Genomic DNA, 22,574 nt, shown 5'->3' with positions numbered 1-22,574 from the left:
TGGGCCAGCCCTTTTTGTTTGGAGAGGCTTTGATTATGCGGCCTGAAGATCGCCACCGGCAGAACCGCCGAGTGGGTCCGGGCCGTAGCGGTTGTCGCCCTGGGTGCCAGGGACAAACAGAAGCGCGAGGGCAAACAGAATGCCGATGCCCGGGATGATGGTGATCAGGATGGCCCAGCCGGTCCAGCCGAAGTCACGGCAGCGCTGGCTGCCAACGGCCCAGCTTGCCACGAAGAGCGGCAGGATCAGGACCAGCAGGATGAGGCCAAGGCCTGCAGTTGCCGTGGCCAGAGCGGCAATAACGGCACTCAGAACCATGGAGATGATCACCATGGTCAGAACGAAAAGGAAGTAGCTTTTGCGGTTGCGGCGACCGGAAAAGGAAAAGATATCTTGAAAGACGGGCTTGGACATTTCTGCTCCTAATAGTTGAATATTCTGGTCATTAATATTTTTCTAATACCTGTGCTAGTGCAAATTCCCGTAAGTAAAACGCTCTAAAATCCGCTACACAGCTCGGGTAGGTCTTGGGAGGCATGATGCCGTTTTTTGCTATTCTGATCGGGCTGTTGCCGTCGTTTCTTCTGGTGGTTTTGGGCGGTGTGGTGCGCGGGCGTCTCTCGGTGAATGCCTGGCAGGGGCTGGACAGGCTCAACTTTGAAATCCTCTTTCCGGCGCTCTTGTTTGTGGCGGCCAGCCAGCGCCCGCTTGAGCTCGCGCAGGTGGCGGCGATTGCGCCCATCGTCTGGGGGCTGCTGGCGGTGGCGCTGGGCGTGGGCTATCTGGTGCGCCCGTTTGGGCCGGAGGCCTTTCGGGATTTTGCGGCTGGGTGGCAGACCTCCTGGCGGACCAATACGGCTCTGGCGTTTATCGCGGTGGCCACCACCGACACGGCGGGCGTGGGCGAAATGGCCGTGGTGGTGGGCATGGGCGTGCCGATGGCCAATGCGCTGGCGGTGATTGTTCTGAGCCGGGGCGGCAGCCTTGGGCTCTGGGGAACGCTGCGCAAGGTGGCGCTGAACCCGTTTCTGCTGGCGTCGCTGAGTGGCGTGATCGTGGGCTTGTCTGGATTGCGCATTCCGGGGCCGGTGCTGGCACCATTGGAGTTGCTGGCGGCGGCGGCCATTCCGATTGCGTTGATTTCAGTGGGCGCGACGATGAATTGGGGGGCGCTGGCGCGGTTGGACCGGTTCAGCGGAGCGATATGTGCCACCAAGCTGGTTGTGATGCCTGCAAGCGCGCTGACGGTCGCTTTGGCCTTGGGGCTTGAGAGTGGCGTGGCCGCAGCGATGGTGATCTGGGCAGCTCTGCCGACCGCAAGCGCGGCGCATGTTCTGGCGGCGGGCTTTGGGGCGGATCGGGAGCTGGCGGCCACATTGGTGGCGCAGACGACGCTACTGGGCGCGATGAGCCTGACGCTTTGGATCACCTTGGTGGAGGTGGTGTTTTAGCCCGCAAACAGAGACGCGCCTGACCCTGGGTGGGGGCTGAAAGCGCCCTCCCGTGGGGAGGGTCGGGCGCGGCTCGGCGGTGCCGAGCATGTCCTCAGAGACGTTCTAGCGCCTCAACATCTCCCGCCATGATCGCGGGGACGGCGGCCTCGATACGGTCCCGTGGCCAATCCCACCAAGCGACCTCCAACAGGCGGGCAATTGTGGCCTCGTCAAAACGCTTGCGCACAACGGCGGCGGGATTGCCTGTCACGATCCCGTAGGGCGGGACTGTGCCACGCACCACCGCGCCTGCGCCAATGATCGCGCCATGCCCGATCTGCGCGCCGGGCAGCACCATCGCGCCGTAGCCGAGCCAGACGTCATGGCCCACAATCGTGTCACGCTTATCGGGCTGATAGCCTTCTGGCACGGTTTCACCAAAAATCGGGAAAGGATAACAGCTCAGCCCATCCATGGCGTGATTGGCCGAGGAGGTGATGAAGCGCACCCCATGGGCGATCTGGCAGAATTTGCCGATCTGCAGCTTTTCCTGCGAGAAAGGAAAGAGGTAAGGGGCCAGATGGGTGGCCCAATCCTCAGGCGGCGCAAAGTCGGAGGCATAGGTGAAGTCTCCGACAATGAAGTTGGGCTGTTCTATCACAGCGGAGAGCAAAACCGTGCCGGCGTGGCGTGATCCATCCGGGAGCACGATCGGGTGCGGCTGGGTTGGATCGGGCAGGGGCATGGGGCTCTCCGTGTGTTGGGGTCAGCTTTGGCCGGGGCGGGCCAGCGTGAATGTGTTGTCGACCACCGAGTAGTCCTTGTAGCCAAGGCGGGCGAGGGGGCGGAAGGTGGTCACGTCAAAGATGCCGTCCACAAGGCAGTCGTCGCGCAGATGCACGCCGGTGACTTCGCCCAGCACCATAAAGTTGTTTTCCCCCAAGAGCGGCACGATCTGGGTCATGCGGCACTCGAGCGAAGCCGGTGCGCCGATGAGGCGGGGGCAGGCGATGGTGTCGCACTCTGCGGCCTCAAGACCGGCTTTCTCAAACTCGTCCACGTCTTTGTCAAAGCCGTCGGTGGAGATGTTCATCGCATCGCGCATGTCAGAGGCAACAATGTTCACACAGAACACCTCGGTGGCGCGGATGTTGGAGAGGCTGTCTTTGCCCTCGGCCTGATCGGGTTTCGCCCCGGTGGAGGCAAACATCACCTGCGGCGGGTTGTCCGCGAGGCCGTTGAAAAACGAATAAGGCGCGAGGTTGCGCACGCCGTTGGCATCTTGCGTCGACACCCATGCAATCGGGCGCGGGGTGATGATCGCTTTGAACGGGTTGTGCGGCAGGCCGTGGCCGTCCTTTGGCTGATAGAACATGAGGTTTCCCTTATTGGTTTGCAGGAAGTCGTAGCGCCATGTTAGGGGCGAGGGAACCGTAAAAAGACGTCACAATCGGGCAGGGAGCGGGCGGTGTTCACGCTGGCAGTGGAGACAGGTGAGGATTGGTGGGAGGTAGAGGCGCTGTATGACCTCTGCTTTGCGCCGGGGCGTGAGGCGCTGAGTTCTTACCGTTTGCGTGATGGGGTGGACCCTGTGGCCGGGCTGTCGCTGGTGGCGCGGGATGTGGATGGCATTCTGGCGGGGGCGATCCGGTACTGGCCTGTAAAGATTGGCAATATGAAGGCCTTGCTCTTGGGGCCGGTGGCTGTGCACCCGACCCATCAGGGCGAAGGATTGGGCGGTTTGCTGATCGAAGACAGCCTGAGCCGCGCCGCCCCCTTGGGCTGGGAGCGGGTGATGCTGGTGGGCGATGCGCCATACTACCGCCGCTTTGGCTTTGAGAAACTTGCAGATGTTGTGATGCCGCCGCCGACCAACCCGGAGCGGGTGCTGGGGCGGGCGCTGGTGGACGGCGCTTGGGAGGACATCGCGGGGGATGTTGAAAGCGTGGCTGGCTGAGGCTCAGGAAACGCGCTGTTGGGGCCAAAATAGGGGGTAAACCCATGTCAAATGAGCTGACCACCAAGCAGATTGCAGAGCTGACCTCGCTGCGCCACGCGCTGCATGAGACGCCTGAAATCTCCGGTGAAGAGGCGCAGACCGCCGCGCATATTGCGGAGGCGCTGCGCCAAGCGGGGGCTGATCAGATTTGGACCGGTCTTGGTGGGCATGGGGTGGCCGCAGCCTTTGAGGTCAAGGCGACAGGCCCCACGGTGATGATCCGCTGTGAGCTCGATGGCCTGCCGATCCATGAGGTGTCTGATCTGCCTTACCGGTCGCGGATTGATGGCAAAAGTCATGTGTGCGGGCATGACGGGCATATGACGATGGTGATGGGCTGCGCGCTTGCGCTGGCCCGCCGTCCCGCGCGCGGCCGCGTGATTTTGCTGTTTCAACCCGCTGAGGAAACCGGCAGGGGCGCGCCTGCGGTGGTGGATAATCCGCAGTGGCCCGCGCTGAAGCCGGATTATGCTTTTGCGATTCACAACCTGCCGGGCTTGGCGCTGGGCACGGTTGGGCTTTGTGCGGGCACGGCCTGTTGCGCCTCACGGGGGATGCAGATCAGGCTGGCGGGAAAAAGCTCTCATGCGGCCATGCCGGAGGACGGTGTGTCTCCCGCGGGCGCCATGGCGGAGCTGATGACCGCATTGCCCGCGCTGAGCCGTGGGGACGCGCTGGATGAAGCCTTTCGCCTTTGCACGCTGACCCATTGCAGCCTCGGGGAGCCGACCTTTGGCATTGCGCCGGGGGATGGGGAGATCCGCTGCACGCTGCGCTGTGTGAGTGATGCCACCATGCAGGGGCTGATCACAGAGGCGGAAACAGCTGTGACGAATGCGGCTGCGCGCCACGGGCTTCAGGCGGAGATCACCTGGCATGATGTTTTTGCCGCGACGGTCAACGCGGATGAGGCGGTTCAGCTGACACAGCGGGCCGCGCAGGCGACGGGGCTGGCGGTGGAGATGTTGCCGGAGCCGATGCGGTTTTCTGAGGATTTTGGCTGCTTCGGACTGGATGGCGCGACCGCGGCGATGATTTTTCTGGGCTCCGGAGTGGATCAGCCGCAGCTTCACAATCCTGATTTTGATTTCCCCGATGCGCTGATCCCGCGCGGCACGCATCTGTTTCTCAACCTGATCACACAGCTTCTGGACGCTTGAAGCGGCGAGGCGGCTCTGTTCAGGTTGAAGCGCCGGGTAGGATGCCTACCTAGTCTTTATGACCAAAGTAGAGATTTTGCCGGACGCGCCGGTGCGCGAGATTGATCTGGAACGCGAGCTGGATGCGTTGGCCAAGCGGTATCAGGGCGCAAGCGGGCTGGGGATGAAGGTGCTGGGTGTGCTGGGCATCCCTGTCGGCGGCTTGTTAAAATCGCTGCCGCAAGAGGTTCAGACCGGGCTTGGCGGCGCCACGGAATTCGCGCTGACGCAGGCGGTGAAATGGGCCGATGGCAGCCGTGGGGTGATCAAGGATCAGCCGGATTGGATCAACGCCTCGATCACTGCGGCGCTGGGCGCGGCGGGCGGCGCGGGCGGTGTGACCTCATCATTGGCGGAGTTGCCGATCACGGTGACGGTGCTGCTGCGCGCGATCCAAGGCGTGGCGGTGCAGCACGGGTTTGATCCGTCAAAGGAAAGCGTGCGCTTTGATTGCGTGCGTGTGCTGGCGGCCAATGGGCCGTTTGAGGAAGACCGCGGCGCGGATCTGGCGATGTTGGAGCAGCGCGCCGGGCTGGCGGTTGGCGGCGCAAAATGGGTGACATCGGTGATTGTGCCCCGTCTGGCGCCCGTGCTGGGGCAGAAGCTGGCAGCGCAGGCGGTGCCGGTGATTGGCGCCGCTGCTGGTGCGGCGACGAACTACGCTTACACCAGCTACTATCAAGACATCGCCCATGTGCATTTTGGCCTGCGCAAGCTGGCTGTGGAGGCGGATGTTGCACCGGACGTGCTGGTGGCTGGGATGCGGAAGCGGCTGGGGACAGAGTAAGGCGCGCCTTTGCTCCGAACCTAGCCCTTAATTTCCGTTCCGCAGGTACTCCATCACGGCAGGGCGGACGGATTGGTCACCCTGTTCGCGCGCCTGATGGATCACGCGGCGCACCTCGCTGAGGTCCACGCGGCGCAGCAGGCTTTTGACCGGACCGATGGAGGCCGGGCGCATGGAGAGGTGGCGCAGACCCATGGCGGCAAGGCACACCGCCTCGATGGGGCGGCCTGCGTCCTCGCCACAGAAGCTGAGCGGTGTTCCGGTGTCGATGCAGCGGTTCACAATGCCTTCAAGGAAGGTCAGGAAGCTCACATTCAGCGTGTCATAGCGGCGGCGGACCCGTTCGTTTTCCCGGTCTGCAGCGAAGAAGAACTGCTTCAGATCGTTGCCGCCGATGGAGAGGAAGTCGACCTCCTCATAGAACTTCTTGGGGGCAAAGCCGAGGCTTGGAGTTTCCAGCATCGCGCCCACTTCCAGCGTTTCCGGCAGAGGGTGGCCAAGGATGCGCTCGCGCTCCATCGCTTTGTCCACCTCAGCACGGGCTGCGGTGTATTCCTCATATTGGGCGATGAAGGGGAACATGATGGTCAGCGGGCGGCCATTGGCACCGCGCAACAGCGCCTGAAGCTGCATGCGCATGACGCCGGGCTTATCCAGCGCAACACGCACGGCACGCCAGCCAAGGGCCGGGTTGGGCTCATCTTGGGGCGCCATATAGGGCAGCACCTTGTCAGAGCCGATGTCCAGCGTGCGGAACACCACGCGCTTGCCCTCCGCTGCATCCATCACGCGGCCATAAAGCTGTGCCAGTTCGGTGCGTTTGGGCATCTGGTTGCGGATCAGGAATTGCAGCTCGGTGCGGAACAGGCCGACCCCTTCCGCGCCGGAGGTGGGCAGGGAGGGCAGATCGGCCATAAGGCCTGCGTTCATGTGCAGATGCACCAATTGGCCGTCCCGGCTTTCCGCATCCTTGTCGCGGATCGAGGCGTAGCGTTCCTGGGCCTGGGTCGCCATGGCGATCTTGTCGCGGAAGGCGGTGACCACGGTGTCGTCGGGGCGCAGGTGCACAATGCCCTGATCGCCGTCGACCATAATGTGGTCGCCATTGAGCGCTTCGGTCGTGATTTTGTCGGCGTGAATCACCAGCGGGATCGCCAGAGCGCGGGCCACAATGGCGGCGTGGCTGCCAACAGAGCCCTCCTCGAGCACGATGCCCTTGAGCTTGCGGCCATATTCCAGCAGTTCGCCGGGGCCGATGTTGCGGGCGATCAGGATCGGGTCAGAAGGCATTTCCGCGCCGGTTTCGCTGCCCTGACCGGTCAAGATGCGCAGCAGGCGGTTTGAGAGATCATCGAGATCATGCAGGCGTTCGCGCAGGTAGGCATCGGTCACCTGCTCCATGCGGGACCGTGCGGCGGATTGCTCCATCTCCACAGCCGCCTCGGCAGAGAGACCGCGGGAGATGTCCTGCTCCATGCGGCGCATCCAGCCTTTGGAATTGGCAAACATGCGGTAGGCTTCGAGCACGTCGAGCTGTTCTTTGTCGCCGCGGGCCGCCGTATCAAGCATCTTGTCCACGCCCACGCGCAGTTCTTCGACCGCATCATTCAAGCGCTTCAGCTCGACCTCGGGATCATCGGCCACAGGGTTGGTGACCACCACGCGGGGCTCATGCAGCCAGACATGGCCCTCAGACGCCCCCTCCTGACCGGAAGTGCCGCGAAACATCTCTGATTGCTGGTGCAGGGCACTCATGGCCGCGCCTTCGCCGATGAAGGCGCCAAGCTCGGTCATTTCCGCAAGCACCATGGCGACAACTTCCAGCGCGTAGACTTCGTCCAGCGAGAAGGTGCGCTTTTCTTTGGATTGCACCACCAGAACGCCAAGGTTGTCGCCCAGTCGTTGCACCGGCACACCGCAGAAGCTTGAAAAAATCTCTTCGCCGGTTTCCGGCATATAGCGGAAGCCCTTGGCGTTGGGCGCGTCGTCGGTGTTGACCACGGAGGAGGCGCGGGCCACGCGGCCCACAAGCCCTTCGCCCACGCGCATGCGGGTCTGGTGCACCGCTTCGGGGTTCAGGCCTTCGGTGGCGCAGAGCTCAAGCGTTTCATCATCGCGAAACAGATAGATCGAGCACACCTCAGTGCCCATCGAACTGGCGATCAGGCTGGTGATCTTGTCGAGGCGTTCCTGACCGGCACTGTCTTCGGCCAAAGCGTCTCTGAGCCGCCCCAGCAGTTTGCGGCTTTCCGTCTGGGTGTCTTGCGCCATAAACGGTGTGGTCCTTGGTTGTCGCTCATCTTGCGAATAGACCACAACCGATGCGAATGCCAAATGGTTTATAGGCGTTCCCAAGCGGCAAATCGCTGCTGCGCCGCAGCAGGCAAATATGTATTTCGCTCAGATATTTGATGCCGATGCAGCTATTGCGCGCCTGAGAGCGGCGCTGAGCGTAGAAAACGCATGGATCAGGGGCAATGCTGCAGTGAAGCAAGTGACGCGGTGTAAGGGCGGGCAGGGCGTCAGGTTAACGTGATTGTTTTTTGTGCAACACGTCCATTTGGTGCGCAACTGGCCCTTGGGCGCATGGGCCTGCGGCAAAAGAAAAGGCCACGCCGGAGGGCATGGCCTTCTGTAATGTCTGGGAGCGCTTAGCCTTAGGCTTTTTCCAGCTCAAAGGCGTCGTGCAGGGCCTGCACGGCCAGTTCCATGTATTTGCGCTCGATCAGCACGGAGATTTTGATCTCGGAGGTGGTGATCACTTTGATGTTGATGCCTTCGTCAGACAGCACTTTGAAAGCCTTGGCGGCCACGCCGGACTGGCTGCGCATGCCGATGCCGACAACAGAGACCTTGGCCACTTCTTCGTCGATGACCAGCTCGGCAAAGTTCAGGCCACCGGAGGATTTCAGCGCGTCCAGCGCGGCTTCGGCGCGTTTCACCTGATCGGTGGGCAGCGAGTAGGTCATGTCGGTGCGGCCATCTTCAGAGATGTTCTGCACGATCATGTCCACATTCACGCCCGCATCAGACAGGCAGCCAAAGATGATGGATGCGATGCCGGGGCGGTCGGCCACAGACAGCAGGGTCATTTTGGCTTCGTCGCGCGAATAGGCGACACCGGAGACGACGTTGGATTCCATAATTTCCTCCTCATCGCAGACCAGCGTGCCTGCTTCATCGGATTGTTCTTCAAAAGAGCTGAGAACCCTCAGCCGGACTTGGTTGCGCATGGCCAGTTCCACGGAGCGGGTCTGGAGGACCTTGGCGCCGAGGCTGGCCAGCTCGAGCATTTCTTCAAAGGCGATCTTGTCGAGTTTGCGCGCCTTCTGGCAGATGCGCGGGTCGGTGGTGTAGACGCCGTCCACATCGGTGTAGATGTCACAGCGTTCCGCCTCAAAGGCGGCGGCAAAGGCCACGGCTGTGGTGTCAGAGCCGCCACGGCCCAGGGTGGTGATGCGGCCTTCCTCAGAGATGCCCTGAAAACCTGCCACAACGGCAACACGCATGCCTTCGCCAAATTTGGCGTTGATGTTGTCGGTCGGGATTTCCTCGATGCGTGCCTGGCTGTGCGCCGAGGTGGTCTTGAGCGGCACTTGCCAGCCCTGCCAGCTGCGCGCCGGTACATCCATTTCCTGCAGGGTCAGCGCCATCAGGCCTGCGGTGACATTCTCACCGGAGCTGACCACGGCGTCATATTCGCGTGCGTCATAAAGCGGGGAGGTTTCGTCGACATAGCCCACAAGCTTGTTGGTTTCCCCGGACATGGCAGAGACGATGACGATGACGTCATAGCCTTTGGCCACTTCCACGCCGACGCGTTTGGCGGCGCGGCGGATGCGGTCAAGGTTGGCAACAGAGGTGCCGCCGAATTTCATCACAAGTACGGGCATGGCGCGTCCTTAAATCGTAAGTCGGAGGGGGTTTACGCGGTTGGGGGGCGAGAGGCAAGCTTGATTGACTTTATCGGCCCTTGAGGTGGGAAAGAGAGGCGGCGGGGGCGGCATGAGGGGCCAGCCCCTCTGGCGCAGCTGGCTGCGCCATTCACCCCGGGATATTTTGTGAATGAGAAGTTTGTGAATCAGAAGACTGGCGCGCTTAGTAGGCGTGGGCGCGGCCGTCCCAGGTTTCAAAGCAGCCGGTGGTCTCAAGAGACAGGGCGTCAAACCGGTTGATCAGGCCGGAGGCGCTTTCCTCCAAGGTGATGTCTGCCTGTGTGCCGCCCATATCGGTCTGCACCCATCCGGGGTGGTAGATGCCAACGGCAATGCCGATGTGGGCCAGATCGGTCGCCAGATTGCGCCCCAGGTTCAGGGCGGCGGCTTTGGAGGCGCGGTAAATATAGGAGCCCCCCGGCGCGCGGGTGTGGGAGGCCATCTGCGAGGAGATGATTGCGATTTTGGGCGCTTCGGAGAGTTGAAGGTTCGGCAGCAGGTTCTGCACAGTTAAGAAAACGCCGGTGACATTGGTGGCAAAGCTGTCCGCCCACATGTCGGTCGGGTAGCCGTCTGCGAGGTTTTGGCCCTTGTCCAGATAGACGCCGGCATTGCAGATCAGGAGGTCGATGGGCTGGGCATCCAGTGCGGCGGCCATGGCGGCCTGACTGCTTGCGTCGCGCACATCCAGAGGCAGGAAATCCCCTCCGGCGCGGCTGGTGCCGGTGACCTTGTGACCTGCCTTGCGATAGTGATCAGAAAGCGTTGCGCCAATGCCTCTGTTGGCGCCGGTGATCACAATGTGCATGGGAAGGTCCTCTCTGCGTGTCAGTTGGTTTTGCGGCCGATGGAAAAGGGCAGGGGCGCGACCGGCACGCCTTCTTCGATCAGGGCCTTGGCCTCTTCGGGCTTGGCTTCGCCGTAAATGGCGCGCTCCGGGGCGCTGCCTTCATGCATGGCGCGGGCCTCGGAGGCAAAATTCTTGCCGACATAATCGGAGTTGGCCTCAACATGCTGGCGCAGCTCGCGCAGGGCCTGCTCTGCCGGGGAGGCCGGAGCGGAGAGGGCGCCGGGGTTGGGCTTGGGCGCCTCGGCCGGTTGTTCCTGCGGTGCCGGGGCGCTGGCTGCTTTGCGCGCCGGGCGCACGCGGGGTGCCATCATCGCCTTGGTGACATCGGTGTTGCCGCATAGGGCGCAGGCGACCATGCCGCTGGCCTGAAGTTTGTCGAAGGCTTCTGCGGATTGAAACCAGCTGTCAAACCGGTGGTCGTTGGCACATTTTAAGGTGTAGTTGATCATCGCGGTGGCGTGTCTTGGTCAGCTCTTGGGTGGCGCGAACATATGGTGCGTGTTGGGGGTGATCAAGCTTGGCGCGGCTGTTCGGCCCTATGACCTTGCGCGTTTTTTGAGCTGTTTGGTGTCAAAGTTGCGCACGATCTCTGCCAGTTCCGGAATGCGGATGTGTTTGGCGGCCTTTTTCGGGCGCATCCATTTGCGGCGGCGCTGGCCTGCTTCGGGGTAGTGTTTGGCGAGTTTGTCGACCTCCAGAGCAAACACCATCACGCGGATTTTCTGGCCGCGCAATGGGCCGCGGGTTTTGCGGTAGCGGAACTGGCCGATGCTGTGTTTGCCGATCGTGCCGGTGATGCCGGCCTCTTCCCAGGCTTCCTGTGCCGCAGCTTTGTGGGGTTTCATCCCATCCATGGGCCAGCCCTTGGGGATGATCCATTGCTGGGTGCCGCGGGAGGTGACCATCAGGATCTGTGGTTTGCCCTTGCGGATGCGGTAGGGCAGCGCGGCAAATTGCAGGTTTTTCCCGGTTTTGCGGGCTTTCTGGATCATGGCCTCAAGGGCCGAGGGGGCGAGGAGGCTCATCAGCCAACTCCTTGGTTCACGACACGCGCATGAGAGCGTTTGTGAGGAAGGTAGCGCAGATTGGGGAGGGGGCAAGCGCATAGTCGTCGCAGCCCGCGATTTCTCGTGGAGGGTGTGGTTTGGGTCGCGTTTGGGAATTCATGGGGCGCGTGGCCGGTGAAATGTGGGAATGAATGGGATGGATGGCGATTTTCATGGGAACTCACTGCGAATCACGTGGGCGTGACGGCGATTTGTGAGGGTGGTGTGGTGCGTTTTGAAGCAATTTGAGTGCTGGGTGGAAATTTTTTGGGATTTCTTGGGAAGTCGATTTCTGTGGATAAATCACACATTATTTGGTGTTCAGAAGTAAATATCTGTGGATATGTGGTGCTAATCGAATCGATTGGCATCAATTCAGCGCGATTTTTGAGGTGCGAAAATCGTGTATATAGACTCTGTGGGGCAAAATTTGTGTTGCCTTCCATAAATTCCCATGGCATCCCTAAACCCACGATGAGGACGGGAACAAACGAGGCGCTAAGACCTCAAATCCCAAGTCAGGTTTCATACAGGCACCCGCTTTCATCGAAAAAAAAGAGATCCGGTGCGTGGGCGAGCAGAACATCCCCCCAGGTGGCACGCGCAACTGGACACCCGCACAAGCGGGACGAGGGCGGCGGATTGATCAGTGGCAGCAGATCAATCCGCCGTTTCGCTTCCACCGGACCCATTCCGGGTGGTGGGGCAGGCAGAGGTTGAAAGGGGCCATAGGCAGTGGCGCTTATGTTTCGCGGCGAGAGCCGTAACAAGGTGGATACGAAGGGACGGATGTCGATTCCGGCCAAGTTCCGCCGTGTGCTTGAAGCAGGCGACCCAGACTGGAAAAGTGGCGCAAACCCCAACCTCGTGATCGTATACGGCGGCAAGACCCGCGATTATCTGGAATGTTTCACGGTTGAGGCGATGAATGATGTGGTGGCCCGCATCATGAAAATGCCCCGTGGCAGCAAGAAGCGCCTTGCGCTCTCCAATCTCTACCTCACCCTGTCGATTGACGCCTCGGTGGATGACACCGGACGGATCGTGTTGCCCAAAGAGCAGCGTGACAAGATCGGTCTTGCGGACATGGCGGTGTTTGCCGGTAAAGGCGACACCTTTGAGATCTGGAACCCGGAGACCTATGAAGCCACCCAGGCAGAAGCGCTTGAGGCGGATGACGATTTTGATCCTGATGCCGATCCTTCGATTTACCTTGATGGCGACGAGGGGTTCTAAGGATGGCGACCCCTGAAGATCCCGCCGCCAAACGCCCTCACATTCCTGTTCTGCTTGCGCCTTTGCTTCGCGCGGTGGCACCTGTTTCGGGGCGCTGGCTTGATGGCACATTTGGCGCGGGTGGCTATACCCGTGGGCTGATCGAGGCCGGGGCCAGCAAGGTTTACGGCGTGGACCGTGATCCGCTGGCGTTTGAGATGGCAGCCCCGTGGGTGGGCGGCTATGGCGATCAGATCGAGCTGGTGGCCGGTGTGTTTTCCAAAATGGATGAATATGCCGAGGATCTGGATGGCGTGGTGCTCGACCTTGGGGTCAGCTCGATGCAGCTGGATCTGGCAGAGCGCGGCTTTTCCTTCATGAAAGATGGTCCGCTAGACATGCGGATGAGCCAGGACGGGCCCTCGGCCGCAGATCTGGTGAATGAGGCCGGTGAGGCCGAGCTGGCGGATATCATCTACCAGTACGGGGAAGAGCGGGCGAGCCGTCGGATTGCCAAGGCGATTGTGCGGGAGCGGGCGGCTGCGCCGATCACCACCACATTGCGTCTGGCGGAGATTGTCGAGAGTTGCCTGCCGCGCCCGAAGCCGGGGCAGAGCCATCCGGCGACACGCAGCTTTCAGGCGCTGCGGATTGCGGTGAACGATGAATATGGCGAGCTGTTCCGTGGGCTGATGGCGGCAGAGCGGGCGCTGAAACCCGGCGGGCTTCTGGCGGTTGTGACCTTCCATTCGGTGGAAGACCGCATGGTGAAGCGGTTCTTGCAGTCGCGCGCGGGCAAAACCGGCAACGTCAACCGCTATGCCCCTGAGACAGAACAGGAAAAGCCTGCGTTTGAGTTGATCACCCGCAAGGCGGTTGGACCTGATCCGGAAGAGCTTGAAGACAATCCGCGCGCGCGCTCTGCGAAGTTGCGGGTGGCGCGGCGCACCGATGCGCCAGCGGGTGAGATTGCGGGCAAAGCGATTGGTATGCCAACCCTTGGAGGGCGGAAGTAAATGCGGACGGTGTTGTTTGTTTTGGCGGCTGGTATGGTGATTGCGCTGTCCGTGTGGGCCTATCAGGAGAACTATCGCACCCAGGCGATGATCGGCGAGACCGAACGTCTGCAGCGTGAGATTGGCGAGGCGCGGGCGCGTCTGTCGGTGCTGAAGGCGGAGTGGGCCTATCTCAACCGTCCTGACCGTCTGCGCGATCTGGCCGAGATCAACTACAACGATCTGCAGCTTTTGCCGCTGCGCCCCAACCAGTTCGGGCGCGTGGAGCAGGTGGCCTATCCGGCCAGCGGCGTGCTGTTTGACATTGAGAATGCAGTTGAGGTCTCCGCTGAGGAGGTCACGCCATGACACGCACACCGCTGAGACCGCTTGCGTCGATCCTGCGGGCGCGGGATGTGGGGGAGAACCCGGACAGCATTGAACGCGCCAACCTGCGCGCACGCCATGAGGAAATGCGCAGCAAGGGGCGTGCCCGTGCGGAAGGGCGTCTGCTGATCATGGCGGTTCTGTTCACCGGAGCGTTTATCACTGTGGGCGCGCGGATGGGTGTGGTCAGCATGTCTGAAGCCACCGAGCCGCGCACAAGCTATGCCGGGAGCCGCATTCAGGCGGAGCGTGCTGATATTGTCGACCGGCATGGGCGCATTCTGGCGACCAACCTTGAGACCCACGCGCTTTATGCGCAGCCACATCACATGATCGACAAGGAGCGCGCCGCAAAGGAGCTGGTCGCGATCTTTCCGGATCTGGATGAAGAACGTCTGGTTAAGGATTTCACAGGAAAGAGAAAATTCCTCTGGATCAAGAAGAAGATCAGCCCTGAGCAGCAACAGGCTGTGCATGATATCGGCGAGCCGGGGCTGCTGTTTGGCCGCCGCGAAATGCGGCTGTATCCAAACGGGCGTTTGGCGGCGCACATCCTTGGCGGGGCGAGCTTTGGCAAGGAAGACGTGCATGACGCCGAGCTGATCGGCGTCGCGGGTGTTGAAAAGTACTTTGACGATGCGCTGCGTGATCCAGCCAATGGCGACAAATCGCTGACCCTGTCCATTGACCTCACCGTGCAGGCCGCGGCCGAGCGCGTGCTTTGGGGTGGCATGAAGCTGATGAATGCCAAGGGCGCAAGCTCTGTGCTGATGGATGTGAAAACCGGTGAAGTGATCTCCATGGTCAGCCTGCCGGATTTTGACCCCAACAACCGCCCGCGCCCTCCGGTGCAGGGGCAGGCGGCGGACAGCCCGCTGTTTAACCGCGCGGTGCAGGGGCTTTATGAGCTTGGCTCCACCTTCAAGATTTTCACCGCCGCGCAATCCATCGAGCTGGGGATTGCTGCGCCTGAGACGCTGATTGACACCAAAGGGCCGCTGCGCTGGGGCAAATTCCGCATTCGGGATTTCCGCAACTACGGCGCGCAGTTGACGCTGACCAAGGTGATCGTGAAATCCTCCAATATCGGCACCGCGCGAATTGCGCAGCTGATCGGGGCGGCGCGTCAGCAGGATTTCCTGCGCAACCTTGGCTTCTTTGAGCCGACACCGGTTGAGGTGGTCGAGGCGCGTGGCGCACAGCCACTGCTTCCGCGCAATTGGTCTGAGCTGTCGACCATGACAATTTCTTATGGTCATGGCATGTCTGCCAGCCCGCTGCATCTGGCAGCTGGCTATGCGGCGATCGCCAATGGCGGCACCAAAGTCACGCCAACCCTGCTGAAGCAGGATGATGTGGAGATTGGCCCGCGCGTGATGAGCGCAGAAAGCGCCGAAGCCGCGCGCACCATGTTGCGCAAGGTGGTGAGCGAGGGCACGGCCTCCTTTGGTGAGGTGCCGGGCTACGCGGTGGGCGGCAAGACCGGCACGGCTGACAAGCCGAAAGAAAACGGGCGCGGGTACTATGAGGACAAGGTGATCGCCACCTTTGCGGCGATGTTCCCGACCCATGATCCGAAATATGTGCTGATCCTGTCGCTGGATGAGCCGGTGGAAACCACAGGCGATGAGCCGCGCCGCACAGCAGGCTGGACGGCAGTGCCGGTGGCGGCTGAAATGATCGCGCGCGTCGCGCCGCTTTTGGGGCTGCGTCCCGAAGTTGAACCCACGGAGTTGGCTGATATAACGCTGACATCAAACTAAGCCGAGCAAAGGCGGGGCACGGATGGCAGTGGGCGCAAAACATCTTTCTGAATTGGGCCTGACGGCCATTGGCGGGGCAAATCCGGCGATCACCGGCTTGGCGGTGGACAGCCGCGACGTGAAAGAGGGCTTTCTGTTCGCAGCGATGCCCGGCACGCGGGTGCATGGGGGCACTTTCATTCAATTTGCTTTGCGCATGGGCGCGTCTGCGATCCTGACCGACGCGGCGGGCGCAAAGATTGCGGAGCAGGAGCTGGCGGCAAGTGATGCCGCTGTGGTGATTGCGGAAGACCCGCGTCAGGCGCTGGCCTATACGGCGGCGCTGTTTTTTGGCGCACAGCCCGGCATTATGGCGGCCGTCACCGGCACCAATGGCAAAACCTCTGTGGCAACCTTCCTGCGGATGATCTGGCAGGAGATGGGGCTTGAAGCGGTGAACCTTGGCACCACCGGTGTGGAGGGCGATTTCACCGCTCCGCTGCATCACACAACGCCCGAACCAATCACCCTGCACCGCACCTTGGCGGCTGCGGCGGAGGCAGGCATTGGCTTTGCTGCGATGGAGGCCTCTTCGCACGGTCTGGCGCAGTGCCGACTGGACGGGGTGCAGCTGAAGGCGGCAGGCTTCACCAATTTCACGCAGGATCACCTCGACTACCACGAGACCTTTGATGAGTATTTCAACGCCAAGGCCGGGCTTTTTGCGCGCGTCTTGCCGGAAGACGGCACGGCGGTGATCAATGTGGATGACCCACGCGGCATGGAGATGGCGCTGATCGCGGGCGGGCGTGGGCAGGGCGTTCTGACCGTTGGCAAAGGCGATGCAGACCTCGCGCTCACAGCCCAGCGGCTGGATGCGACCGGGCAGGATGTGCGCTTCACCTTCCGGGGCAAAAGCTATCAGACGCGGCTCAATCTGCTTGGCGGGTTTCAGGCGGAGAATGTGCTCTTGGCGGCTGGTCTGGCTGTGGCCTGTGGGGCGGAGCCGGAACGGGTGTTTGAGGTGCTGCATGAGCTGAAAGGCGTGCGCGGGCGGATGCAACTGGCGGCAACGCGGGCCAATGGGGCGGCGGTTTACGTCGACTATTCCCACACGCCGGACAGCGTGGCGACGGCGCTCAAGGCCCTGCGTCCCCATGTGATGGGGCGGCTCATCATTGTGGTTGGCGCAGGTGGGGACCGCGACAAAACCAAACGCCCGCTGATGGGGCAGGCGGCCGCAGAACACGCCGATGTGGTGTTTGTCACCGATGATAATCCGCGCAGCGAGGATCCTGCGGTGATCCGTGCGGCCGTGATGGAGGGCGCGCCCGAGGCCACCGAAGTGGGTGACCGGGCTGAAGCCATCCTGCGCGCGGTGGATGCTTTGGGGGCGGGGGATGCGCTGTTGATTGCCGGCAAGGGCCATGAGACCGGGCAGGAAATCGGCGAAGACATCCTGCCGTTTGATGATTGTGAGCAGGCCAGCGTGGCCGTGGCGGCATTGGATGGAGGTCTGGCATGACGCTTTGGAGCTCTGTCGCTGCTGCAGAGGCAACCGGTGGGCGCAGTACGCGCGATTGGACCTGCAACGGTGTCTCGATTGACACGCGCACCCTTGAGGAAGGCGATCTCTTTGTGGCCCTCACCGCGGCGCGGGATGGCCATGAATTTGTGGCGCAGGCTTTGAAAAAAGGGGCCGCCGCCGCTTTGGTGAGCCGCATTCCGGACGGCCTCACGGAAGATGCGCCCCTGTTGATTGTCGACGATGTGCTGGAAGGTCTGGAGGCTTTGGGCTGTGCCGCACGCGCCCGCACAGAGGCGCGGGTTGTGGCGGTGACCGGCTCCGTTGGCAAAACCTCGACCAAAGAAATGCTGCGCGCCATGCTTGCGGGGCAAGGGCGCACCCATGCCTCCGTGGCGAGCTACAACAACCATTGGGGCGTGCCGCTCACCTTGGCGCGCATGCCCGAAGACACCGAATTTGCGGTGATTGAAATCGGGATGAACCATCCCGGCGAAATCTCGCCGCTTGCCAAAATGGCACGGCCACATGTGGCGTTGGTCACGACCGTCGCCGCTGTGCATCTGGAAGCCTTTGAGGATGTCGCGGGCATCGCGCAGGAAAAAGCGGCGGTGTTTGACGGGTTGGAGCCGGGTGGCATCGCCATCGTGAACGCGGATATCGACACCGCAGATGTGTTGCGCGCTCATGCGGCAGCCCTGGGCTTTGCCAAGCAGGAGTTTGGCGAGAGTGCTAAGGATTGGCAGCTGGGCGAGATCAAGCTGCAGGGCAATGTGACTGTGGCGCGCGCCACGAAGGGCGACGAGGCGTTGCTCTTTAAAGTGCAAAGCGCAGGGCGCCATTTTGCGATGAATGCACTTGGCGCTTTGGCCTCGGTCGATGCGATGGGCGCAGATCTGGCGCTGGCGGTGGCCGATCTTGGCCGCTGGACCCCGTTTGTGGGACGCGGTGCACGCGAAACGCTGGTGCTGGATCCGGTGGAAACCGACCGCACTCTGGAGCTGATTGATGAGGCTTATAATGCCAATCCCACCAGCCTTGGTGCCGCGCTTGAGGTTTTGGCCGCAGCAGAGCCCAAAGATGGTATTGGCCGCATCGGCAAAGGCCGCCGGATCGCCTTTGTCGGGGACATGAAGGAACTGGGGGCGGATGAGGTGGCGATGCACGCGGAGCTTGCCAAACATCCAGCGATGGCGGAAATCGACATTGTGCATTGCGTTGGTCCGCTGATGCAGCACCTGCACGCCGCGCTGCCCGATGAGAAACGCGGGCTTTGGGCTCAGACCAGCGCGGAGCTGGCGGCAGAGGTGCGTCGGCTGGTTGATGCCGGTGATGTGGTCATGGCCAAGGGCAGCCTGTCGATGGCGCTGGCGAAGGTGGTTGACGCCATCCGCAAACTGGGCCATCCCGCCCCGCAATCCAAAAACGAGGACCTGTAATGTTCTATTGGCTGACCGCGCTGTCGGATGGCGGTGATTTCTTCAACCTGTTCCGCTACATCACCTTCCGCGCGGGTGGTGCCTTCATGACGGCGCTGATCTTTGGCTTTCTGTTTGGCCGCCCGCTGATCAATGTGCTGCGCCGCAAGCAGGGCAAAGGCCAGCCGATCCGTGATGACGGCCCCGAGGGGCATTTCGCCAAGGCGGGCACACCCACCATGGGGGGGCTGCTGATTGTGGGCGCTCTGGTCACCTCTACCCTGCTTTGGGCGCGTTGGGACAATGGCTTTGTCTGGCTCGTGCTGTTTGTCACGCTGGCCTATGGCCTCATCGGGTTTGCCGATGACTATGCCAAAGTGTCCAAGCAGAACACCAAAGGTGTGTCGGGCCGCGTGCGCCTGTTGCTGGGCTTTGTTATTGCAGGGATTGCAGGGGTTTGGGCGACATTCTTGCAGCCCGACACGCTGCAGTTTCAGCTCGCTGTTCCGGTCTTCAAAGAGGTGCTCATTAACCTCAGCTGGGCCTATGTGCCTTTTGCCATGTTTGTGGTTGTGGGCGCGGCCAATGCGGTGAACCTGACTGACGGTCTGGACGGGCTTGCCATCATGCCGGTGATGATTGCCGCAGGCGCGCTGGGTGTCATTGCCTATGCGGTGGGCCGTGTCGACTTCACCGAGTATCTGGATGTGCACTATGTGCCCGGCACCGGTGAGATCCTTATCTTTGTGGCCGGTCTGATCGGCGGCGGTCTTGGCTTTCTGTGGTACAACGCCCCGCCCGCAGCGGTCTTCATGGGTGACACCGGCTCGCTGGCGCTTGGTGGCGCACTTGGCGCCATTGCCGTGTCCACCAAACACGAGCTGGTGCTGGGCATCATTGGCGGCCTCTTTGTGGTTGAGGCGCTCAGCGTGATCATTCAGGTGCTCTACTTCAAGCGCACCGGCAAGCGGGTGTTCCTGATGGCGCCGATTCACCACCACTACGAGAAGAAGGGCTGGTCGGAGCCGCAGATCGTGATCCGCTTCTGGATCGTGGCTGTGATCCTCGCGATGATTGGTCTGGCGACGCTGAAGCTGCGCTAAACGGACCCTGCAGTTGAGACAATGAGAGGCGTGCCGATTTTGGCGCGCCTTTTTATTTCTCATTCCCCAAATATCCCCGCCGGAGGCACCCGACGTCTGCGGCTTGTGCCTCCCTCCCGGTCGGGGCACTGTTGGCGCGGAACTTTTTGGGGGTGTCAGATGATTCCAGTACAGGGCTTTGAGGGCGCGAAGGTCGCCGTTTTGGGCTTGGGGCGCTCAGGTCTTGCCACAGCGCGGGCGCTGCGTGCGGGCGGGGCGGAGGCGATCTGTTGGGACGACAACCCCAAAGCGCGCGAGACCGCCGAGGGCGAAGGGTTTCTATGCGCCGATCTGCTCAAGCAAAACGCCTTTGATGGCATCACCAGCCTGATTGTCAGCCCCGGTATTCCGCATCTCTACCCAACCCCCAATCCCGTGGTGGCTGCGGCTTTGGAGGCCGGGGTTGCGGTGGACAATGACATCGGGCTGTTTTTCCGCTCCTTTGCCAATGGCGGCTGGGAGATGTTTGAGACCATGCCCAAAGTGGTTGCGGTCACAGGCTCCAACGGCAAATCCACCACCTCTGCATTGATCCACCATGTGCTGAGCGAGGCCGGGCGGCGCACGCAGCTGGCGGGCAATATTGGCCGTGGGGTGCTGGATCTGGATCCGGCGGAAGATGGCGATGTGATTGTGCTGGAACTGTCCAGCTATCAGACCGATCTGGCGCGCAGCCTCACGCCGGATGTTGCCGTTTTCACCAACCTCAGCCCCGATCATCTGGATCGCCATGCGGGCATGGGGGGCTATTTCGCCGCCAAGCGCCGCCTCTTTGCCGAAGGTGGGCCGGATCGCGCCATTGTGGGCGTTGATGAGATCGAAGGGCGCTATATGGCGGGGCAGCTGTCTGAAGGCCCCTCTGACGACCGGGTGATGCGCATCTCGACCGAGCGCAAACTGACCGGGCCGGGGTGGAACGTTTTTGCCCGCAAAGGATTTCTGAGCGAATACCGCAAGGGGCGGCAGGCCGGCTCGATTGATCTGCGTGCCATCAAAGGGCTGCCCGGTGCGCACAACCATCAGAATGCCTGCGCCGCCTATGCGGTGTGCCGTGCGTTGGGCCTTGCGCCGCGTGTGATTGAAGCGGGTTTTGCCAGCTTTGGCGGCCTGCCGCATCGCAGCCAGATTATCGCGGAGGCACATGGCGTGACCTATGTGAACGACAGCAAGGCCACCAATGTGGATGCGGCGCAAAAGGCGCTGGCGGCATTCAAAAAGATCCGCTGGATCTGTGGCGGGCTGGAGAAAGAGGGCGGTCTGGGCGATCTCGCTGAAAGCGCGGGCGAGGTGGTGAAGGCCTATGTCATCGGGCGTGAGGCGGCCAATTTTGCCATGCAGCTCAAAGGGGTTGAGGCCGAGGTCTGCACAACGATGGAACAGGCGGTGGCGCGCGCCGCCGCAGAGGCGCAGGAAGGCGACACCGTTCTGCTGGCCCCGGCGGCGGCGAGCTTTGACCAGTACGACAGCTTTGAAAAACGCGGTGAGGATTTTGTGGCGCAGGTGCAGGCGGCGACGAAGAAAGCGTCGGGCATCAACTGATGGTTTCTTTTTAGAGACATCCTTGAGGTTTGATCCTCGCGGGCGGCGAAGCCGACCAGCCCCCGACCCTCCCCCAGGGAGGGGGCTTCACCCCCACCCAGGATCGGGGGCTGGCCTATGGGGCTGATTACGGGCGTTGCAGATTTATTGGCGGGGCTTAACCCCGCTTTGCCGCGATCGCCTGACCTGCGGCCCAGCCCGAACTCCAGGCCCATTGGAAGTTGAAGCCGCCGAGCCAGCCTGTCACATCCATGGCTTCGCCGATCACATAGAGGCCGGGCACGGCTTTGGCTTCCATGGTTTTGGACGACAGCCCGCCTGTGTCGATCCCGCCAAGGGTCACTTCGGCGGTGCGGTAGCCTTCGGTGCCGGAAGGCAGTAGCTCCCAGTTTTGCAGCCGATCACAGAGCGCTTGCAGGGCAGCGTCGGACTGATCGGCGAGATTGCCGGACAGATCCATGGTCTCGCTGAGGTGGTCCACCAGACGGGAGGGCAGCAGCGTGGCCAGCTCCGTGGTGAGATTGCGGCGGCCCTGTTCCTGACGGCGGTTGCGCAGGGTGTCAAACGGGCTGCTGTCCGGAAAGAGGTTCACGGAGATCGGCTGACTTTCATGCCAGTAGGAGCTGATTTGCAGCATGGCGGGGCCGGAGAGGCCGCGATGGGTGAACAACATGGCCTCTTCAAAGCTGGTGCCATTTGCCGCCGCGCGCACCGGATGCGCCACGCCGGAAATGGCTTTGAAGCGCCCATCAGAGAAGGTGAAAGGCACAAGGCCCGCGCGGGTGTCAGTGACGGTCAGGCCAAACTGGCGCGCAATGTCATAAGCCAGCCCCGTTGCGCCCATTTTGGGAATGCTTTTGCCACCGGTGGCCAGCACAAGGTTGGTGCAGGTCAGGCTCTCGCGTTTGCCGCTCTTTTCGATCTCCACACTGAAGGTCGTGCCGTCATGGGAGACGCTGACGATCTGGGTTTCAAGCCAGAGCGCGGCACCCGCCTGTGTCATCTCTGCCTGCAGCATCGCGATGATGTCTTTGGCGCTGTTGTCACAGAAAAGCTGTCCGAGGGTTTTCTCGTGATAGGCGATGTTATGGCGCGCCACCATGTCGATGAAATCCCATTGCGTATAACGGCTGAGCGCGGATTTGCAGAAATGCGGGTTGGCGGACAGGAAGTTTTCGGGGCCTGCATACATATTGGTGAAGTTGCAGCGCCCGCCGCCTGAGATGCGAATTTTCTCGCCCGGTGCCTTGGCGTGATCCAGCACCAGCGTGCGGCCGCCGCTCTGTGTGGCGCACATCATGCCCGCCGCACCGGCGCCGAGGATGATACTGTCCCAATGTGTCTGTTTGCTCATGCTGGCGG

General features: G+C 61.8%; 21 protein-coding genes. 12 read left to right on the top strand and 9 right to left on the bottom strand.

Annotated elements, in window-relative coordinates:
* Window positions 1-33 precede the first annotated feature (33 nt).
* Complete coding sequence (locus ACO07T_RS17415; RefSeq protein ID WP_209063739.1) at window positions 34-414, bottom strand: DUF805 domain-containing protein; 381 nt, start codon at window positions 412-414, stop codon at window positions 34-36.
* A 125-nt stretch (window positions 415-539) separates the two neighbouring features.
* Between ACO07T_RS17415 and ACO07T_RS17410 the strand changes: the two genes are divergently transcribed.
* Window positions 540-1,451 carry an AEC family transporter gene (locus ACO07T_RS17410; protein WP_422050412.1) on the top strand — a complete coding sequence of 304 codons (912 nt, stop codon included), beginning with the start codon at window positions 540-542 and terminating at the stop codon, window positions 1,449-1,451.
* A 94-nt stretch (window positions 1,452-1,545) separates the two neighbouring features.
* On the opposite strand, the gene ACO07T_RS17405 is transcribed toward ACO07T_RS17410, so the two are convergent.
* A complete protein-coding gene (locus tag ACO07T_RS17405; protein WP_422050411.1) occupies window positions 1,546-2,178 on the bottom strand; it encodes a CatB-related O-acetyltransferase in 633 nt (210 codons plus the stop codon).
* A 21-nt stretch (window positions 2,179-2,199) separates the two neighbouring features.
* Window positions 2,200-2,808 carry a flavin reductase family protein gene (locus ACO07T_RS17400; protein WP_209086939.1) on the bottom strand — a complete coding sequence of 203 codons (609 nt, stop codon included), beginning with the start codon at window positions 2,806-2,808 and terminating at the stop codon, window positions 2,200-2,202.
* 93 nt (window positions 2,809-2,901) lie between these two features.
* On the opposite strand from ACO07T_RS17400, the gene ACO07T_RS17395 reads away from it, so the two are divergent.
* From ACO07T_RS17395 to ACO07T_RS17385, 3 genes are read left to right on the top strand one after another with little or no spacing between them, the layout of a single operon-like run.
* Window positions 2,902-3,390 carry a GNAT family N-acetyltransferase gene (locus tag ACO07T_RS17395; RefSeq protein WP_422050410.1) on the top strand — a complete coding sequence of 163 codons (489 nt, stop codon included), beginning with the start codon at window positions 2,902-2,904 and terminating at the stop codon, window positions 3,388-3,390.
* 44 nt (window positions 3,391-3,434) lie between these two features.
* On the top strand, window positions 3,435-4,592 hold the full coding sequence (locus ACO07T_RS17390) for an amidohydrolase (RefSeq protein ID WP_422050409.1): 1,158 nt from the start codon (window positions 3,435-3,437) through the stop codon (window positions 4,590-4,592).
* 58 nt (window positions 4,593-4,650) lie between these two features.
* Window positions 4,651-5,418 (top strand): EcsC family protein, encoded by a 768-nt coding sequence (locus ACO07T_RS17385; RefSeq protein ID WP_422050408.1) that lies wholly within the window; start codon window positions 4,651-4,653, stop codon window positions 5,416-5,418.
* A gap of 27 nt (window positions 5,419-5,445) precedes the next feature.
* On the opposite strand, the gene ptsP is transcribed toward ACO07T_RS17385, so the two are convergent.
* The 5 genes from ptsP to ACO07T_RS17360 all read right to left on the bottom strand — a co-directional run bounded on the left by ptsP (window position 5,446) and on the right by ACO07T_RS17360 (window position 11,228).
* Window positions 5,446-7,689, bottom strand: coding sequence for a phosphoenolpyruvate--protein phosphotransferase (gene ptsP / locus ACO07T_RS17380; protein ID WP_209063727.1), 2,244 nt, complete (start codon window positions 7,687-7,689; stop codon window positions 5,446-5,448).
* A gap of 386 nt (window positions 7,690-8,075) precedes the next feature.
* Window positions 8,076-9,311, bottom strand: coding sequence for an aspartate kinase (locus ACO07T_RS17375; protein ID WP_209063725.1), 1,236 nt, complete (start codon window positions 9,309-9,311; stop codon window positions 8,076-8,078).
* A 205-nt stretch (window positions 9,312-9,516) separates the two neighbouring features.
* Complete coding sequence (locus ACO07T_RS17370; protein WP_422050407.1) at window positions 9,517-10,161, bottom strand: SDR family NAD(P)-dependent oxidoreductase; 645 nt, start codon at window positions 10,159-10,161, stop codon at window positions 9,517-9,519.
* A 20-nt stretch (window positions 10,162-10,181) separates the two neighbouring features.
* Window positions 10,182-10,652: a DUF1178 family protein gene (locus ACO07T_RS17365; protein WP_422050406.1), complete on the bottom strand. Its 471-nt coding sequence runs from the start codon at window positions 10,650-10,652 to the stop codon at window positions 10,182-10,184.
* An 87-nt stretch (window positions 10,653-10,739) separates the two neighbouring features.
* Complete coding sequence (locus tag ACO07T_RS17360) at window positions 10,740-11,228, bottom strand: NUDIX hydrolase (protein ID WP_422050405.1); 489 nt, start codon at window positions 11,226-11,228, stop codon at window positions 10,740-10,742.
* A gap of 765 nt (window positions 11,229-11,993) precedes the next feature.
* On the opposite strand from ACO07T_RS17360, the gene mraZ reads away from it, so the two are divergent.
* The 8 genes from mraZ (at window position 11,994) to murD (ending at window position 21,212) form a co-directional block, all read left to right on the top strand.
* Window positions 11,994-12,485, top strand: a complete 492-nt coding sequence (gene mraZ, locus ACO07T_RS17355) for a division/cell wall cluster transcriptional repressor MraZ (protein ID WP_247742913.1) — start codon at window positions 11,994-11,996, stop codon at window positions 12,483-12,485.
* A 2-nt stretch (window positions 12,486-12,487) separates the two neighbouring features.
* Entirely contained in the window at window positions 12,488-13,480 is a 993-nt protein-coding gene (rsmH, locus tag ACO07T_RS17350) for a 16S rRNA (cytosine(1402)-N(4))-methyltransferase RsmH (protein WP_422050404.1), read from the top strand.
* On the top strand, window positions 13,481-13,828 hold the full coding sequence (ftsL, locus tag ACO07T_RS17345; protein ID WP_209063715.1) for a cell division protein FtsL: 348 nt from the start codon (window positions 13,481-13,483) through the stop codon (window positions 13,826-13,828). It begins immediately after the preceding gene.
* On the top strand, window positions 13,825-15,609 hold the full coding sequence (locus ACO07T_RS17340) for a peptidoglycan D,D-transpeptidase FtsI family protein (protein WP_422050403.1): 1,785 nt from the start codon (window positions 13,825-13,827) through the stop codon (window positions 15,607-15,609). The genes ftsL and ACO07T_RS17340 overlap by 4 nt, the downstream gene beginning before the upstream one ends.
* 22 nt (window positions 15,610-15,631) lie before the next feature.
* Complete coding sequence (locus ACO07T_RS17335; RefSeq protein ID WP_422050402.1) at window positions 15,632-17,113, top strand: UDP-N-acetylmuramoyl-L-alanyl-D-glutamate--2,6-diaminopimelate ligase; 1,482 nt, start codon at window positions 15,632-15,634, stop codon at window positions 17,111-17,113.
* The gene (locus ACO07T_RS17330) at window positions 17,110-18,552 is read left to right on the top strand and encodes a UDP-N-acetylmuramoyl-tripeptide--D-alanyl-D-alanine ligase (RefSeq protein ID WP_422050401.1); all 1,443 of its coding nucleotides are present in this window, start codon (window positions 17,110-17,112) and stop codon (window positions 18,550-18,552) included. The genes ACO07T_RS17335 and ACO07T_RS17330 overlap by 4 nt, the downstream gene beginning before the upstream one ends.
* Window positions 18,552-19,634 (top strand): phospho-N-acetylmuramoyl-pentapeptide-transferase, encoded by a 1,083-nt coding sequence (mraY, locus tag ACO07T_RS17325; protein WP_209086958.1) that lies wholly within the window; start codon window positions 18,552-18,554, stop codon window positions 19,632-19,634. Before ACO07T_RS17330 ends, mraY begins: the two co-directional genes overlap by 1 nt.
* 159 nt (window positions 19,635-19,793) lie before the next feature.
* Window positions 19,794-21,212 (top strand): UDP-N-acetylmuramoyl-L-alanine--D-glutamate ligase, encoded by a 1,419-nt coding sequence (gene murD / locus ACO07T_RS17320; protein WP_422050400.1) that lies wholly within the window; start codon window positions 19,794-19,796, stop codon window positions 21,210-21,212.
* Between the two features lie 157 nt (window positions 21,213-21,369).
* Here murD and ACO07T_RS17315 read toward each other — a convergent pair whose 3' ends face one another.
* Entirely contained in the window at window positions 21,370-22,566 is a 1,197-nt protein-coding gene (locus ACO07T_RS17315; RefSeq protein WP_422050399.1) for an NAD(P)/FAD-dependent oxidoreductase, read from the bottom strand.
* Between the last annotated feature and the right edge of the window lie 8 nt (window positions 22,567-22,574).

This window comes from Shimia sp. (assembly GCF_965227725.1).
In the GTDB taxonomy this organism is placed as follows: domain Bacteria; phylum Pseudomonadota; class Alphaproteobacteria; order Rhodobacterales; family Rhodobacteraceae; genus Shimia.
This window is presented reverse-complemented; position numbering and strand designations above follow the sequence as displayed.

Bases quoted from the DNA above. Each gene is read 5' to 3' on its own strand.
- ACO07T_RS17415 (WP_209063739.1), bottom strand. From the start codon at position 414: ATGTCCAAGCCCGTCTTTCAAGATATCTTTTCCTTTTCCGGTCGCCGC.
- ACO07T_RS17410 (WP_422050412.1), top strand. From the start codon at position 540: ATGCCGTTTTTTGCTATTCTGATCGGGCTGTTGCCGTCGTTTCTTCTG.
- ACO07T_RS17405 (WP_422050411.1), bottom strand. From the start codon at position 2,178: ATGCCCCTGCCCGATCCAACCCAGCCGCACCCGATCGTGCTCCCGGAT.
- ACO07T_RS17400 (WP_209086939.1), bottom strand. From the start codon at position 2,808: ATGTTCTATCAGCCAAAGGACGGCCACGGCCTGCCGCACAACCCGTTC.
- ACO07T_RS17390 (WP_422050409.1), top strand. From the start codon at position 3,435: ATGTCAAATGAGCTGACCACCAAGCAGATTGCAGAGCTGACCTCGCTG.
- ACO07T_RS17385 (WP_422050408.1), top strand. From the start codon at position 4,651: ATGACCAAAGTAGAGATTTTGCCGGACGCGCCGGTGCGCGAGATTGAT.
- ptsP (WP_209063727.1), bottom strand. From the start codon at position 7,689: ATGGCGCAAGACACCCAGACGGAAAGCCGCAAACTGCTGGGGCGGCTC.
- ACO07T_RS17375 (WP_209063725.1), bottom strand. From the start codon at position 9,311: ATGCCCGTACTTGTGATGAAATTCGGCGGCACCTCTGTTGCCAACCTT.
- ACO07T_RS17370 (WP_422050407.1), bottom strand. From the start codon at position 10,161: ATGCACATTGTGATCACCGGCGCCAACAGAGGCATTGGCGCAACGCTT.
- ACO07T_RS17365 (WP_422050406.1), bottom strand. From the start codon at position 10,652: ATGATCAACTACACCTTAAAATGTGCCAACGACCACCGGTTTGACAGC.
- ACO07T_RS17360 (WP_422050405.1), bottom strand. From the start codon at position 11,228: ATGAGCCTCCTCGCCCCCTCGGCCCTTGAGGCCATGATCCAGAAAGCC.
- mraZ (WP_247742913.1), top strand. From the start codon at position 11,994: ATGTTTCGCGGCGAGAGCCGTAACAAGGTGGATACGAAGGGACGGATG.
- rsmH (WP_422050404.1), top strand. From the start codon at position 12,488: ATGGCGACCCCTGAAGATCCCGCCGCCAAACGCCCTCACATTCCTGTT.
- ftsL (WP_209063715.1), top strand. From the start codon at position 13,481: ATGCGGACGGTGTTGTTTGTTTTGGCGGCTGGTATGGTGATTGCGCTG.
- ACO07T_RS17340 (WP_422050403.1), top strand. From the start codon at position 13,825: ATGACACGCACACCGCTGAGACCGCTTGCGTCGATCCTGCGGGCGCGG.
- ACO07T_RS17335 (WP_422050402.1), top strand. From the start codon at position 15,632: ATGGCAGTGGGCGCAAAACATCTTTCTGAATTGGGCCTGACGGCCATT.
- ACO07T_RS17330 (WP_422050401.1), top strand. From the start codon at position 17,110: ATGACGCTTTGGAGCTCTGTCGCTGCTGCAGAGGCAACCGGTGGGCGC.
- mraY (WP_209086958.1), top strand. From the start codon at position 18,552: ATGTTCTATTGGCTGACCGCGCTGTCGGATGGCGGTGATTTCTTCAAC.
- murD (WP_422050400.1), top strand. From the start codon at position 19,794: ATGATTCCAGTACAGGGCTTTGAGGGCGCGAAGGTCGCCGTTTTGGGC.
- ACO07T_RS17315 (WP_422050399.1), bottom strand. From the start codon at position 22,566: ATGAGCAAACAGACACATTGGGACAGTATCATCCTCGGCGCCGGTGCG.